Here is a 15,418-nt window from a genome sequence, read left to right as displayed (position 1 = left end):
AAGGTATGAATCAATCAAATCAGGAAGATTTTCAGAAAAGGATCAAGATTCGTTTCCATGACCAGAAATTACTGACAACAGCATTGACACACAGTTCCTATGCAAATGAGCGAAAATTACCCAGAGGGAAAGATAATGAACGCCTGGAATTTTTAGGGGACGCAGTGCTGGAACTGATTATGAGTGACTATTTATTTAAGACTTACAGAGACGAACCGGAAGGGAAACTGACAAAAATGAGAGCAAGCCTTGTCTGCGAACCAACGCTTGCGTTTTGTGCCAAGGATATCGCATTGGGAGATTACCTGCTTCTCAGCAAAGGTGAGGATCTTACAGGAGGACGGGAGCGCAACTCAATCCTTTCGGACGCGTTTGAGGCTGTCATAGGAGCTGTGTATCTGGATCAGGGATTTGAGGAGGCCAGAAAGTTTGTGGAGACTTATCTTCTTCAGGATGTGGATGAAAAGGTGCTGTTTTATGATGCCAAAACTTCACTTCAGGAGTTGGTACAGAGTATATCCAAAGAATCCCTCTCGTATATACTGACGAAAGAGGAAGGGCCTGACCATCAAAAGACTTTTACGGTGGAGGCCAAACTGGGCGGAAAGGTTATCGGGACCGGAGCCGGCAGGAGCAAGAAAAGTGCGGAGCAGATGGCAGCCTATGAGGCAATGAAACATAAGGACAGAATATTGAGGTAGCTATGTATCTGAAAAGCATTGAAGTAAACGGATTCAAATCCTTTGCCAATAAAATGATTTTTAAATTTGACAGTGGTATCACGGGCATCGTGGGACCCAATGGGAGCGGAAAGAGCAACGTGGCGGATGCAGTCCGGTGGGTGCTGGGTGAACAGAGCGCCAAACAGCTTCGGGGCGCCAAGATGGAGGATGTGATTTTCTCTGGCACGGAGATGAGAAAGCCCATGGGTTCTGCTTATGTTGCTATCACGATGGATAACAGTGACCAGAGCCTTCCCATAGGGTTTGACGAAGTGACAGTGGCCAGGAGGGTTTACCGTTCCGGAGAAAGTGAATACTTGATGAACGGAAGTCCGTGCAGGCGGAAGGATATCGTAGAGTTATTCTTTGACACTGGAATTGGAAAGGAAGGATATTCTATCATCGGGCAGGGCCAGATTGACCAGATTCTGAGCGGAAAGCCGGAAGACCGGAGAGAATTGTTTGATGAGGCTGCCGGGATTGTCAAGTATAAGAAAAACAAGCTTGAGACCGAGAAGTCTCTGGAGGCTGAACGGGACAACTTAAACCGTGTGACTGATATTCTTTCTGAGTTGGAACGCCAGGTGGGACCGCTAAAGCACCAGTCTGAAAAGGCAAGGGAATATCTCGGATACCGGGACCGGTTAAAAGAATATGATACTTCCATGTTCCTGCTGGAAAACGGCAGGCTTTCAGAGGAGATGGAAGCCCTGGACGAAAAGATAACGATTGCCCAGAGGGAAGTGGACGATGCAGGAAGGCGTCTGGAACAGACAAAAGCCGAGTATGAAAAACAGGATCAGGCACTCAACGAATTAAAGTCTGAGATCGAAACCAGGACAGAAGGGCTTTCTGAAGCCAAGGTGGACAAAGAAAAGCAAGAAGGCCAGATCAAAGTCCTGAGAGAACAGATGAATACGGAGCGCATGAGAGAGACGCATCTGGCTTCTGACATTCAGCGTCTTGCCGGGGAAAAGGAAGACAAGCAAAGCCAGCTTGCTAAGCTTCAAGGGGAACAGGAAGAGATCAGAGAAGCGTTAAAGAAAGCCCAGGAAGAAACTGTGGAGAGTGAGAGCCAAGTCGCATTTCTCCAGAAAGAGATCCAGGACACAGAAGCGGAACTGGAAAAGGTCAGGAGAAACCAGCAAAGCTTTGCCAACAATCAGATGAATCTATCCAACCGGCTGCAGCACGTGGAGACTGTACGCGAGCAGCTGGAGGTGAGGATCTCCCATGTTGATTCTCAGGCCCAGGAATCCAGGCAGCACAGAATAGAACAGGAACAGAGAAAGCAGCAGGAAAATCAGAGAAAGCAGAGGCTTTTAGCGGAGAAACAGAAGCTTTCAAACGACCTGGTGGCGGAAAGAAATCTCTACGCCGTGCTGGAAAAAGAAAGAACTTCAGCGCAGGAAAACCTTGCGTCCCAAAAAGAGAGCTTCCATCGCAGCCAGTCCAGCTATGAAACACTGAGAAACATGGCAGAACGCTATGAGGGATATGGGTTCGGCATCAAAAGGGTCATGGAACAGAAAGCCAAGCAGCCGGGAATCATCGGCGCAGTGGCCGATATCATGAAGGTAAAGAGAAAGTACGAGCTTGCTGTGGAGACCGCCCTGGGCGGAGCTATACAGAATGTGGTAACAGACTCCCAGCAGACAGCAAAAGAAATGATTGGATTCTTAAAAAGGAACCGGTACGGAAGAGTTACCTTTCTGCCTTTGGATGCCATCAAGTCCAGGGGAGGATTTCCGAGGCCTGACGCACTGAAGGAGGAGGGTGTCATCGGCACCTGTGACCAGCTGGCCAGCTATGACGAACGGTTTTCTGACCTGTTTCATTCCCTTTTAGGACGTGTGCTTGTGGTGGAGAGTATCGATGACGGTATCAGGATCGCGGGGAAATACAATCATTCTTTCCGCATTGTTACACTGGAAGGGGATGCTCTGAACCCTGGAGGTTCCATGTCCGGAGGTGCCTACAAAAATAAGAGCAATCTACTGGGAAGAAACCGGGAGTTAAAAGAGTTAAAGCAGAAGCTTTCAAAAGACAGGGAGCAGATTTCTAGTTTTGCAGAAGTTTTGGATGAAAAAACGGCAGAGCTACAAAAGGCCGGGGAAAGGATCAGACGGCTGCAGAGCAGCATTCAGGAATATTCTCTCCGAGAGAATACGGTGGTGATGACACTTAGATCCATTGAAAAGCAGATGGAGGAAGAAGTAAAGAGGGAGCAGGAATTTCTTGCTCAGGCCCAGTCGCTCCGTCGGGAATACAATTCCATGGAAGGTGACGTGACCTCTTTATCTGACAAAAAGCAGGTGCTGGAGGAGGCGAACCAGTCGGAGGAGCAAAAGATCCAAACCCTTTCGCAACGTCTGGATGAGGCCAGAATCAAGGCAGAAGAAAAAGCCAGGGAAGTCACTGAGGCGCATATGAAAGCCGGGCAGCTCAAGCAGCAGCAGGATTTTATCATGAGCAACAGCGAGAGGATACGGCTGGAGATCTCCAAGATCGAAGACGATCTGGATACCCTGAGAAAGCAGACAGGTTCCATTGAGACATCGATGGATGACATTAAAAAGCAGATTGAGGAAAAAAGCCAGGCCGTCCTTACGAAAAACCAGTGGATCGAGACAGAAGAAGAACAGATCCTGGACCGGCAGAGAAAACTCGGGGAAACGGAAGAGAGATACCGGCAGAGCCTTGGCGCCAGGGAAGAACTCATGGAGCGTATGAACGGGTTTGACAAGGAAGTCTACCGGCTCACTTCAGCCAGAGAAAAGTTCGATGAAAAGCAGCAGGAGCTGCTGAACTATATGTGGGAAAACTATGAGCTTACATACCATCAGGCAAAAGCGGCCGCAGGCGTCGAACAGCCGGCGGAAAGCCTCCAGGAGTTAAAAAAGAAGATCGCAGAGCTCAAAGCGCAGATGAAAGATCTGGGACCGGTCAATGTAAACGCCATTGATGACTACAAGGATGTGCTGGAGCGATACGAGTTCTTGAAAAAACAGCATGAGGATATCGTGAAGGCAGAGGCACATCTTGTGGGTCTCATCGACGAACTGGAAGCCGCCATGAAGAACCAGTTTCAAGAGAAGTTTAAAGATATCCAGGAAATGTTCCAAAATGTATTTCAGGAACTGTTTGGCGGAGGATATGCGCGTCTGGAACTCACAGACGACGATGTGCTGGAATCCGGTATCCGGATCATAGCGCAGCCGCCAGGCAAGAAGCTTCAAAACATGATGCAGCTGTCCGGAGGAGAAAAAGCACTGACTGCCATATCCCTTCTGTTTGCCATCCAGAATCTGAAGCCGTCTCCGTTCTGTCTGCTGGATGAGATCGAGGCGGCGCTGGATGACTCCAACGTGGCAAGATTTGCACAATACCTGCATAAGCTTACAAAAGAGACACAATTTATTGTAATTACCCACAGACGTGGTACAATGACAGCAGCGGATATTTTATATGGAATCACCATGCAGGAAAAGGGTATTTCCACTCTGGTATCCGTGAGCCTGATCGAAAACGATCTGGACGAGTAAACGAAGACGGGAAGGAGATTTAAAATGGCAGAAAAGAAAGGATTCTTTAGCAGACTGGCAGAGGGGCTTACAAAGACCAGAGACAATATAGCTTCAGGGTTTGATTCTATTTTTAAAGGCTTTTCCAGCATTGATGATGATTTCTACGAAGAGCTGGAAGAGATCATGATCATGAGTGACATGGGAATTGATACGACCATGAGTATCATTGAGAATCTGAAACAAAAAGTCAAAGAAGAAAAGATCAAGGAGCCTGAGGAATGCAGGCAGGTCCTCATAGATTCCATCAAAGAGCAGATGAAGCTCGGGGACGAGGCTTATGATTTTAAAGATAAGAAAAGTGTGGTCTTAGTCATTGGTGTCAATGGTGTTGGTAAAACTACATCCGTTGGTAAGATGGCTTCCCTGCTGAAAGGCGAGGGTAAGAAGGTCATGATGGCAGCGGCGGATACGTTTCGGGCAGGCGCCATCGAACAGCTGAAGGAGTGGTCTGTGCGCGCAGGCGTGGATATCATCAGCCAGGCGGAAGGCGCAGATCCGGCAGCTGTGGTATTTGACGCGGTCTCTGCGGCGAAAGCAAGGAATGTGGATGTGCTTCTTTGCGACACGGCGGGAAGGCTTCACAATAAAAAGAACCTGATGGATGAGCTTAAAAAGATCAACCGCATCGTAGAACGGGAATACCCGGAAGCGTATAAGGAGACTCTGATCGTTCTGGACGGAACCACGGGACAGAATGCTCTTGCGCAGGCAAAACAGTTTAAAGAGGCAACGGACATCTCTGGTATTATTCTGACCAAATTAGACGGGACAGCAAAAGGAGGGATCGCCATAGCGATCCAGGCAGAGTTGGGAATTCCGGTGAAGTATATCGGTATCGGCGAACAGGTGGATGACCTGCAGCCGTTCGATCCGGATATGTTTGTGAATGCACTGTTTGATAGAGGAGATGAATAGATGTTAACATTAAACAAGTTTGAAAAAGCGTACGATAAGGTACAAGAGATCGTTCTGCCCACAAAGCTGATGAAAAGTGAATACTTTTCTGAGCAGACAGGAAACCTGGTTTATTTAAAACCGGAAAACATGCAGTTAACAGGGGCCTATAAGATCCGCGGCGCTTATTATAAGATCAGCACTTTGAATGAAGAAGAAAAGGCAAAAGGACTGATCACCGCTTCGGCGGGAAACCATGCACAGGGAGTGGCCCTGGCGGCAAAGAGACAGGGAGTGAAGGCCACCATCGTCATGCCGACTACGACTCCGCTTTTGAAAGTAAACCGTACAAAGGATCTGGGAGCTAAAGTAGTCCTCCACGGAGATGTTTACGATGAGGCATGCGATCACGCGCTGAAGCTTGCCGAAGATAAAGGTTTTACCTTTGTGCATCCGTTTGACGACCTGGAAGTGGCGACCGGACAGGGAACCATCGCCATGGACATTTTTAAAGAACTTCCTACAGTAGATTATATCCTTGTGCCTATTGGCGGGGGCGGCCTTGCGACCGGTGTCTCAACACTTGCCAAGCTCTTGAATCCTAAGATCAAGGTGATCGGTGTAGAACCTGCAGGGGCAGCGTGTATGAAGGCATCCCTGGAAGCGGGGAAAGTGATCTCCTGCGACCATGTAAATACTATCGCCGATGGTACAGCCGTGCAGACTCCTGGGAAAAAGATTTTTCCGTACATACAGAATAATATCGATGATATCATCACAGTGGAAGATGAGGAATTGATCCCGTGCTTTTTGGACCTTCTGGAAAACCACAAAATGCTTGCGGAGAATTCAGGCCTTCTGACCATTGCTGCATTAAAGCACTTAAAAGCCGAAGGAAAAAAAGTTGTCCCGATCATCAGCGGCGGCAATATGGACGTGATCACAATTGCTTCTTTGGTACAGCATGGGCTGATCATCAGAGACCGTATTTTCACAGTTTCTGTTTTCCTGCCGGATAAACCGGGAGAACTCACAAGGGTCTCCAAGGTCATATCACAGGCCCAGGGCAACATTGTAAAATTGGAACATAACCAGTTTGTCAGCATTAACAGGAACAGTGCAGTGGAGCTGACGATCACGATGGAGGCCTTTGGCACCGAACATAAAAATAAGATCATCAAAGCACTACAGGACACCGGATATAAACCTGAGATCAGGAGTTCAAAAAGTGTATTCTAACAGTTTTAACAAATGATAAATTGAGAGTTTTCAAAAAAACAGTTTCCGTTAAAGACAGAAACTGTTTTTTTGCACTTTTTGATGCAGCCGTATGTAACAAAAAGTGCAAAATTGAGGTTTTCAAAATTAACAAAAAAAGGACGGGAAAAGTGTATTAAATTTTGTACAATTTGTTGTATAAAGTCCCCTTTTTATGTTATAATAGGTTTATGAAACAGATGTCAGCAATTTGATCTTGTAAAGGACAGCATCGGTTACGTTCTAGTTATACAGAAATTTTTTTTAAGTAGATTAGGAAGTGTGATTTTGACCATTTGCAAGGACAAAATGGTGAAATTTGCACTTTTTTTATGAGCTTGTACATATAATAATTATTATGTATTTGAAGGAGGAGGATATATCCCATGGAAACAAACATTAGTAAAGAGGACTTATATTTATTTCAGACGGGAAAAGCGCAGAAAGCATATTTAATGTTTGGATGCCACTACTTGAAGGAAGCGGATGCCCACGAGTTTGTAGTATGGGCTCCCAATGCGAAATCTGTCAGCCTGGTCGGAGACTTTAACCAGTGGAATCCACTGTCACATCCGATGAAGCAGACGGAAAAAGGGATTTATTCCATCCAGGTTGAAGGACTGGAAAAAGGCGATTTATATAAATATTACGTGGAGGGTATGGACGGCAGATGCAGATACAAAAGCGATCCGTTTGCGTTCCATTCTGAGAACAGGCCTGACACTGCATCTGTGGTCTGGGATGAACTGGATGGTTTCTCCTGGAGGGACAAGCGGTTTATAAGCCGCAGAAAGAAAAAGCAGGATGTAAGCCAGCCTATGTCTGTCTATGAGATGCACTTGGGCACATGGAAGATGCCGAAAGAGGAAGACAGGGAGTTTTATAATTACCGTGAGATTGCGGACATGCTTGTACCGTATCTGCAAAAGATGGGATATACCCATGTAGAGTTGATGCCGGTGACAGAATATCCTTATGATCTGTCCTGGGGATACCAGGTGACAGGTTACTACTCTGTAACTTCACGCTATGGAACGCCAGAAGATTTTATGTATTTTATTGACAAGCTCCACAGAGCAGATATCGGCGTGATCTTAGACTGGGTTCCGGCTCATTTTCCTAGAGATGAACATGGTCTTGCATTGTTTGACGGATCTCACATTTACGATCATGCGGATCCGAGAAAAGGAAGCCAGCCGGATTGGGGGACACTGCTGTTCAACTACGGCAAACCGGAAGTACAGAGTTTCTTGATCTCCAGTGCTGTATTTTTTGCGGAGAAATACCACATTGACGGTATTCGGATCGATGCGGTCAGCGCCATGCTGTATCTGGATTTCGGGAAGAAACCAGGAGAATTTGTACCGAATGAAGACGGAACAAATATCAACTACGAGGCAGTAGATTTTCTGAAGAATTTAAATCGTACCATGCGCTCCAACTTTGACGGGTTCATTACGGTTGCGGAAGAATCAACAGCCTATCCGAAGGTGACCAGCGACATTGATGACGAGGAAGGACTTGGATTTACATATAAGTGGAACATGGGATATATGCATGACTCTCTCTATTATATGGAGCTTGATTCTCTGTTCCGCAAAGAGAACCACGGAGCAATCGTATTCTCCATGGATTATGCTTACAGTGAAAATTATATCCTGCCGTATTCCCATGATGAAGTCGTGCACGGAAAAGGCTCTATGATCAATAAGATGTTTGGAGAATACGAGCAGAAGTTTGCGTCACTGAAAACGCTATATGGATTTATGTACGCACATCCCGGTAAGAAGCTGCTCTTTATGGGAGATGACTTTGCACAGTTTGTAGAATGGAGAGACAAGGAAGAATTAGACTGGTTCCTGATCGATGAGTATGAGACCCACAGAACGATGAATGAGTATGTGGCAAACTTAAACGAGCTTTACCGCAAAGAACCGGCGCTCTATGAATTAGACAACAAACCGGAGGGCTTTGAGTGGCTGCTCCAGAAGGATGCGGACCACAGTGTGGTGGCATTTATCAGAAAATCAAAAAAACGCAGAGGGAAACCTCAGGAACAGATCGTTTGTGTCTGCAACTTTACACCGGTCGAATGGGATAAATATCACATCCCGATGCCGAAGGACGGCAAACTAACCAAGATTTTGGACAGCAGCGAGAAGGCGTTCGGAGGAGATGGAGAAGTCAGCCAGAAGTCAGCAAAAGTGCGCAAAAAGAAGATCAAAGGAAAGAGAAACGCCTACGAGCACTATGCGGTACTTTCATTAAAGCCGCTCAGTGTCGTTATGTATAAATATACGCTGGAAGATACACCGGCTAAAAAGAAGGCGGAGCCAAAGAAGACAACAGCCAAGAAGACAGCGTCGAAGGCGCCAGAACAAACAAAGGCTGAGACAGTAAAAACACCTGAGAAAAAGGAGGCCGCAAAACCGGCAGCGGTAAAAGAAGAAATTACAAAGACCGCAAAACCGGCAGCGGAGAAAAAAGAAACTCCAAGATCAGCTACGGTGAAAAAAGTGGAGAAGACAGAAAAGAAAGCAGAACAAGCAACAAATGATAAACAAAAATCTAAGAAGGAGGAGACCAAAAAAGAAGGAAAACAGCAGACTGTAGAATCCACTAAAAAGACAACAGCATCGAAGAGTGCAGATAAAAAAGAAACAAATTAGGCATTGTGAGAAGGAGGAAAACTATGATTACAAAAAAAGAGTGTGTGGCAATGTTGCTGGCAGGCGGCCAGGGAAGCCGATTATTTGCGTTGACCCAGAAGAAGGCAAAGCCTGCTGTTCCCTACGGCGGTAAATACAAGATTATAGATTTTCCGTTATCCAACTGCGCGAATTCAGGAATTGATACTGTGGGTGTCCTGACTCAGTATGAGCCTTTGGAACTGAATTCATATATCGGAACCGGAGGGTTCTGGGACCTGGACAATATGAACGGAGGCGCTTTTGTCCTTCCTCCGTATGTAAGAGGAGAACAAGGTAACTGGTACCGGGGAACTGCCGATGCCATCTACCAGAATATCAACTTTATTGATAATTACGATCCAGACCATATCATTGTTTTATCTGGTGACCAGATCTGCTGCATGGATTATCAGAAAATGCTGAACTACCATAAGAAAAAAGGCGCGGACTGTACAATCTCTGTGCTGGAAGTTACATTGGAGGAAGCAAAGCGTTTTGGTATCATGAATACGGACGAGGAAAATAAGATCGAGGAGTTTGAGGAAAAACCGGCTCATCCAAAGAGCACAAAAGCATCCATGGGTATTTATGTGTTCAAATGGAAATTGATCCGCCAGTATTTGATCGATGATGCCAATGATCCGGATTCCGAGCATGATTTCGGAAAGAATATCATTCCGAGAATGCTGGAGGAAGGAAAGAAGATGTATGCTTACAGCTTTGACGGATACTGGAGAGATGTAGGAACGATCTCCAGCCTTTGGGAAGCAAACATGGAACTATTGGAAGAAAATCCTCAGCTCAACTTAAATGATGACAAGCTGAAAGTCTACACAAGGACTTATGGACTTCCTCCTCATTACATAGCAGAGGGTGCCAGTGTGAAAAAGAGCATCATTGCAGATGGTTCTTTCATTGAAGGAACGGTGGAAAACTGTGTCATCCATTCCGGCGTAAAGATCGGAAAGGGAGCTGTCGTAAAGAACAGTGTCATTATGAAGGATTCCATCGTCCGGGAAAACAGCGAGATCAACAAAGCGATCATTGACGAAGAAGTTGTTGTGGAAGAAGGAAGCAAAGTCGGAGAGGGCAACGAGGTTACCGTCATCGGCTATCACAGTGTGGTACTGGAAGATGCAGTCGTTGAGGATGGTGCAATGATCTATCCGGAATCTATTTTACACTAGGGAGGTAGAAACTATGGAAAATCAAATGCTTGGAATCATAAACGCAGGAGAAGAAAACAGAAAACTTCAGGATTTGGTGCGTACCAGGAGCTTATCGGCTCTTCCGGTAGGCGGAAGATATCGGACCATAGATTTCCTCCTGAGCAATATGGTAAACTCTGCGATCAAAAATGTCGGAATCATGACAAGATACAACTACAGTTCTCTGATGGATCATGTGGGATCAGGAAAGGACTGGGGACTTAACAGAAAACGCGGAGGACTCTATACATTCCCTCCTTACATATCCGGAAGCGGAAGGTCAGGCGAATACGCCAGTGTTATGGACGGTCTGAGAGGAACATTAGGATTTCTTAAGAAAGCCTCCGAGCCGTATATTCTGTTAGGGCGTTCCTATGTGATCTTTAACTCTGATTTTAATGAAATGCTGGAAAAGCACATTGAGAGCGGAGCAGACATTTCCATGATGTATTTTGATAACAGTAATGACGCTACCAACTGCGATTATGACGGCGTTTACCTGAAACCGGATGAGAGCGGACGCATCACTGACATGTGTTATTCTGAGACAAAACACCGTTACGGCAAGAAAAGTATGGATGTCTATATCATGAAACGGGAACTTTTGATTGATTTCATCCAGGAAGCAGTTTCTCACAACAGGAAGCATTTCTTCTTTGATGTTCTCGTTCCAAACTTTGACCGTCTGTTTATACAGGGTTATGAGTATAAAGGGTATGTTGGATGCATTACATCTGTTGAGGCATACTATAACATCAATATGGATTTATTAAAACAGGACGTGCAAAAAGAACTGTTTTTCGGTAAGAATAAGATATATACAAGGACAAGCGACAGTGCTCCTGCCCGCTACGGCATTGAGGCTAATATCAGCAACAGCCTGATCAGCAGCGGCTGTGAAGTGGACGGAACTGTTGAAAATTCTGTGATCTTCCGTGGATGTCAGATCGAGAAGGGGGCGGTGATCAAAAATTCCATCGTAATGGCAGAAGGATTTATCGGAAAAGGTGCAGATATCAACCATACCATCATGGACCGCCATGTGAAGATCTATTCTAACGCACATTTATCCGGATCAAAACAGCATCCGGTGTTTATACCGAAGGGAGCCAGCGTCAATGAATAAAAGGAATGAGTGTATGATGAATGTACTGATGGTTGCAGCGGAATGCGCTCCCTTTGTAAAGCTGGGAGGCCTTGCCGATGTCATCGGTACTCTGCCTAAGGAGCTCAATAAGCTCCAGGTGGATGCCAGAGTCATGATGCCGTTCCACCGTCAGATAAAAGATAAATACGCAGCTCAGACAAAGCATATGGCAGACTTTTTTGTTCATTTTGCAGGAAGAGAAGTCTATGTGGGAGTTGAAGGATTGTTTTTCAACGATGTCACATACTATTTTATAGACAATGAAGAATATTTCGGCGATGCGGTTTACAGAGGCGGCGACGCAGAAGGAGAGCAGTATGCATTTTTCTGCCGGGCAGTGGTAGAGGCTGCCGGAAGGATCGGATTCCTTCCGGATGTGCTGCACTGCAATGACTGGCAGACCGGGTTGATCCCGCTTCTTTTGAAAACCCAGTACAGCCATTGGGAGATTGGACGGGCAAGGACGATCTTTACGATCCACAATATGATGTATCAAGGTGAGTACAGTTTTGACGCGTTCCATCACTGGCTGGGGATCGATCCGAGATATGATACTCCGGAATTTATGCATAACTATGAGTGTGCCAGTTTTATGAAGGCGGCACTTGTGTTCGCTGACCGCATCAGCACTGTCAGCCCGACTTATGCACAGGAGATCAAGACTCCGGAATTCTCCTATCGGCTGGAAGGTATCTTAAATGCCAGAGCGTGGGATACATGGGGAATCGTAAACGGCATCAACACAGAAGAGTTTGATCCCGAGACGGATCCTTACCTGGAATATCATTTTAACAAGGATGATCTGACTGGGAAAAAGAAGAACAAAGAAAAGCTGATCAGGGACCTGGGGCTTAATATATCTCCGGGGGTACCGATCATAGGCATGGTAAGCCGCCTGACCGCACAGAAGGGGTTGGATCTAGTTAAGTATATTCTGGATGAACTTATATGTACGGAGGATATTGCTTTCGTTGTGTTAGGCACCGGCGACCATGATTACGAAGAATTTTTCCGCTTTATGGAGAATAAGTATAAGGGTAGAGTATGCTCATATATCGCATACAACAATGCGGTGGCTCATCAGATTTATGCGGCCAGCGACCTGTTCCTTATGCCTTCCAAATTTGAACCATGCGGTATTTCTCAGATGATCGCGCTTCGGTATGGAACTCTGCCGATCGTCCGTGAAACAGGTGGGCTTTGTGACACGGTTCAAAGCTACAATGAATTTGAAGAGACAGGAAACGGATTTTCTTTCAGAAATTATAATGCACACGAGATGCTTGGAGTCATCCGTTACGCATTGAATACACTGCGCAGTCCAAAGCGTAAGAAAGGCCTGATCCAAAGGGCGATGGAGTCTGACAATAGTTTTGCGTCATCAGCCAGAAAATATCTAGAATTATACCAGAGCATTCTTTAGACAACTGGTGAAAGGAGCAACAGAGGATGAAAATTGTAAACAATAACAGCAAAGTTCAGGAGATCATCAGCAATGTTGAAAACAAACTGAACAATAATTTCGGAACAACATTGGAGGAGGCAACCAGGGATGAGCTTTATAAAGCCGGAGCTGGCTGCATTCGGGATGATATCATGCATCTCTGGACAAAGAGCCGGAAGAAGACAGAGGATCTGGGGCTGAAAAAGTTATATTATATGTCCGCAGAATTCCTTATGGGAAGAGCGTACAGCAACAACCTGATCAATTCCGGGGTCTTTAAGGACTACAAAGAAGCGTTTGAGAAGATGGGAATCGATTTCGATGACATCTTAGACGAGGAGAGTGATCCTGGACTTGGAAACGGCGGATTGGGACGTTTGGCCGCATGTTTCCTGGATTCCTTGTCCACACTGAACCTGCCGGCCATCGGATGCGGTATCCGCTATGAATATGGTCTGTTCCAGCAGAAGATCATTGACGGCAGTCAGGTAGAGGTAGAGGATGACTGGCTGAGAGACGGTTTTGTATGGGAGGTGGAACGACCGGAGCTTGCCATGGAGGTTCGCTTTAACGGTGAGATCAAAGAAAACTGGACCGAGGACGGATTAAAGATTGAGCATTACAACTATCATACGGTGCTTGCAGTCCCTTACGATGTACCAGTGATGGGATACAAGACAAACGCTCCTGCTACATTGAGACTTTGGAGCGCAAGAAGCAAACAGAATTTCGACCTGCACTCCTTTAATGAGGGAAGATATGAGAAGGCTTCTGCTGATTCAGAGTTTGCAGAGGTAATCTCCAAGGTGCTGTATCCGGCAGATGACCATATGCAGGGAAAACTTTTAAGATTAAAACAGTTCTACTTCCTGACGTCTGCGACCATGCAGCTCATGGTGAAAAATCACAAGGAAAAAAGAGGAGATCTCCATACACTGCCTGAGTATGCCGCAGTGCAGATCAACGATACCCATCCTACCCTGGCCATTCCGGAACTTATGAGGATCCTCATGGATGAGGAAGGCTTTGGATGGGAGGAAGCAGAGGATATTGTAAGCCAGATCTTCAATTATACGAACCATACGATCATGGCTGAAGCCCTGGAGTGCTGGGACGAAAATATGTTCAAACTTCTGCTGCCGAGGATCTATCAGATCATCTGCATCATGAACCAGAAGTACTGTGAGCGCTTAAGGACTTATTATCCAAACGACGAGGCGAAGATCGCCTATATGTCCATCATCGGCAATAACCAGATCCGTATGGCCAACCTGTGCGTGGCAGTCTGCCACAGGGTAAACGGGGTGTCACAACTTCACGGAGACATTTTGAAAACGAATCTGTTCCACGATTCCTACAATATTTATCCTCAGAAGTATCTTGCCATTACCAACGGTATCACCCACAGAAGATGGCTTGCCCTGGCAAATCCGGAACTGTGCGACCTGATTCAGGAACATGTCAGGGGTGACATTCTTTCAGACTACCGTCTGTTTGAGAAGATCCTTCCGTTGGCAGACAACGCAGACTTCTGCAAAAAGTATGACGCCATCAAGCAGCGCAATAAAAAAAGGCTCGCCAAGTATCTGAAACAGAAACAGGGCATCGAGATTAATCCGGATTCTCTGATCGATGTACAGTGCAAACGTCTTCATGAGTATAAGAGACAGCTGTTAAAATGCCTTCATATTATTTATCTGTACAAACAGGTGAAGAAAAATCCGGACTTCTTAAGCAAACCGATCACCTTTATTTTCGGTGCGAAAGCGGCTCCTGGATACCAGAGGGCTAAGGAGATCATTCGTCTGATCAATTCCATCGGGGATATGGTCAACAACGATCCGGATACCAAAGATAAGATGCAGGTTGTCTTTGTAGAGAACTACTCTGTGTCTGTGGCAGAAGTTCTGATCCCGGCAGCGGACATCAGCGAGCAGCTTTCCACAGCCGGACTGGAAGCTTCCGGAACCGGAAACATGAAGTTTATGATGAACGGTGCTTTGACACTCGGTACCATGGACGGCGCCAATGTGGAGATCTTTGAACAGGTAGGGGACGATAATATCTTTATTTTCGGAGCCACTGTGGATGAGATTAATTCTATGAAACAATACCGGACTTACAACCCGGGTACCATTTTTGAGAAAAACCCAATGATCCGTGAAGTGTGTAACTGTCTGATCGCAGGGGAACTTCCTCGGTACGGTAAGAGAAAATACTCTGATATTTATCAGTCTCTGCTGTTTGGGGAGTATAATATACCAGATCAGTACTTTGTCCTGTATGATCTGCCTTCTTATGTGGAAGAATTTGAGAAGGTATATGACACTTATATCAATCACCATGATGAATGGGTGAAAAAAGCGGTGATTAATACCGCCAAATCCGGATTTTTCTCTTCTGACCGTACAATCGAAGAGTACAATGATAAGATCTGGAATTTACCAACATATAAATAGGCAGGGTGAG

Annotated in this window: 9 protein-coding genes; all 9 read left to right on the top strand. The window is 45.8% G+C overall.

The annotated features are described in order from the left end of the window. The first annotated feature begins 5 nt into the window (after positions 1-5). The 9 genes from rnc (at position 6) to AR1Y2_RS11555 (ending at position 15,408) form a co-directional block, all read left to right on the top strand. Positions 6-701: a ribonuclease III gene (rnc, locus tag AR1Y2_RS11595; RefSeq protein ID WP_137329097.1), complete on the top strand. Its 696-nt coding sequence runs from the start codon at positions 6-8 to the stop codon at positions 699-701. 2 nt (positions 702-703) lie between these two features. Continuing rightward, positions 704-4,267: a chromosome segregation protein SMC gene (smc, locus tag AR1Y2_RS11590; protein WP_137329096.1), complete on the top strand. Its 3,564-nt coding sequence runs from the start codon at positions 704-706 to the stop codon at positions 4,265-4,267. Positions 4,268-4,291: 24 nt separating this feature from the next. Next, positions 4,292-5,224, top strand: a complete 933-nt coding sequence (gene ftsY, locus AR1Y2_RS11585; protein WP_137329095.1) for a signal recognition particle-docking protein FtsY — start codon at positions 4,292-4,294, stop codon at positions 5,222-5,224. Continuing rightward, complete coding sequence (gene ilvA / locus AR1Y2_RS11580) at positions 5,225-6,442, top strand: threonine ammonia-lyase (protein WP_137329094.1); 1,218 nt, start codon at positions 5,225-5,227, stop codon at positions 6,440-6,442. Between the two features lie 404 nt (positions 6,443-6,846). Then, the gene (gene glgB / locus AR1Y2_RS11575; RefSeq protein WP_137329093.1) at positions 6,847-9,129 is read left to right on the top strand and encodes a 1,4-alpha-glucan branching protein GlgB; all 2,283 of its coding nucleotides are present in this window, start codon (positions 6,847-6,849) and stop codon (positions 9,127-9,129) included. A gap of 23 nt (positions 9,130-9,152) precedes the next feature. Then, entirely contained in the window at positions 9,153-10,337 is a 1,185-nt protein-coding gene (locus AR1Y2_RS11570) for a glucose-1-phosphate adenylyltransferase (protein ID WP_137329092.1), read from the top strand. Positions 10,338-10,350: 13 nt separating this feature from the next. After that, positions 10,351-11,484 carry a glucose-1-phosphate adenylyltransferase subunit GlgD gene (glgD, locus tag AR1Y2_RS11565; RefSeq protein WP_137329091.1) on the top strand — a complete coding sequence of 378 codons (1,134 nt, stop codon included), beginning with the start codon at positions 10,351-10,353 and terminating at the stop codon, positions 11,482-11,484. Next, entirely contained in the window at positions 11,477-12,928 is a 1,452-nt protein-coding gene (gene glgA, locus AR1Y2_RS11560) for a glycogen synthase GlgA (protein WP_207670567.1), read from the top strand. Before glgD ends, glgA begins: the two co-directional genes overlap by 8 nt. Positions 12,929-12,954: 26 nt before the next feature. Next, positions 12,955-15,408: a glycogen/starch/alpha-glucan phosphorylase gene (locus tag AR1Y2_RS11555; protein ID WP_137329090.1), complete on the top strand. Its 2,454-nt coding sequence runs from the start codon at positions 12,955-12,957 to the stop codon at positions 15,406-15,408. Positions 15,409-15,418 lie beyond the last annotated feature (10 nt).

The sequence above is a fragment of the Anaerostipes rhamnosivorans genome, assembly GCF_005280655.1.
GTDB lineage: Bacteria > Bacillota > Clostridia > Lachnospirales > Lachnospiraceae > Anaerostipes > Anaerostipes rhamnosivorans.
The sequence above is the reverse complement of the archived record's forward strand: the minus strand, read 5'-3'. Positions and strand labels throughout refer to the sequence as shown.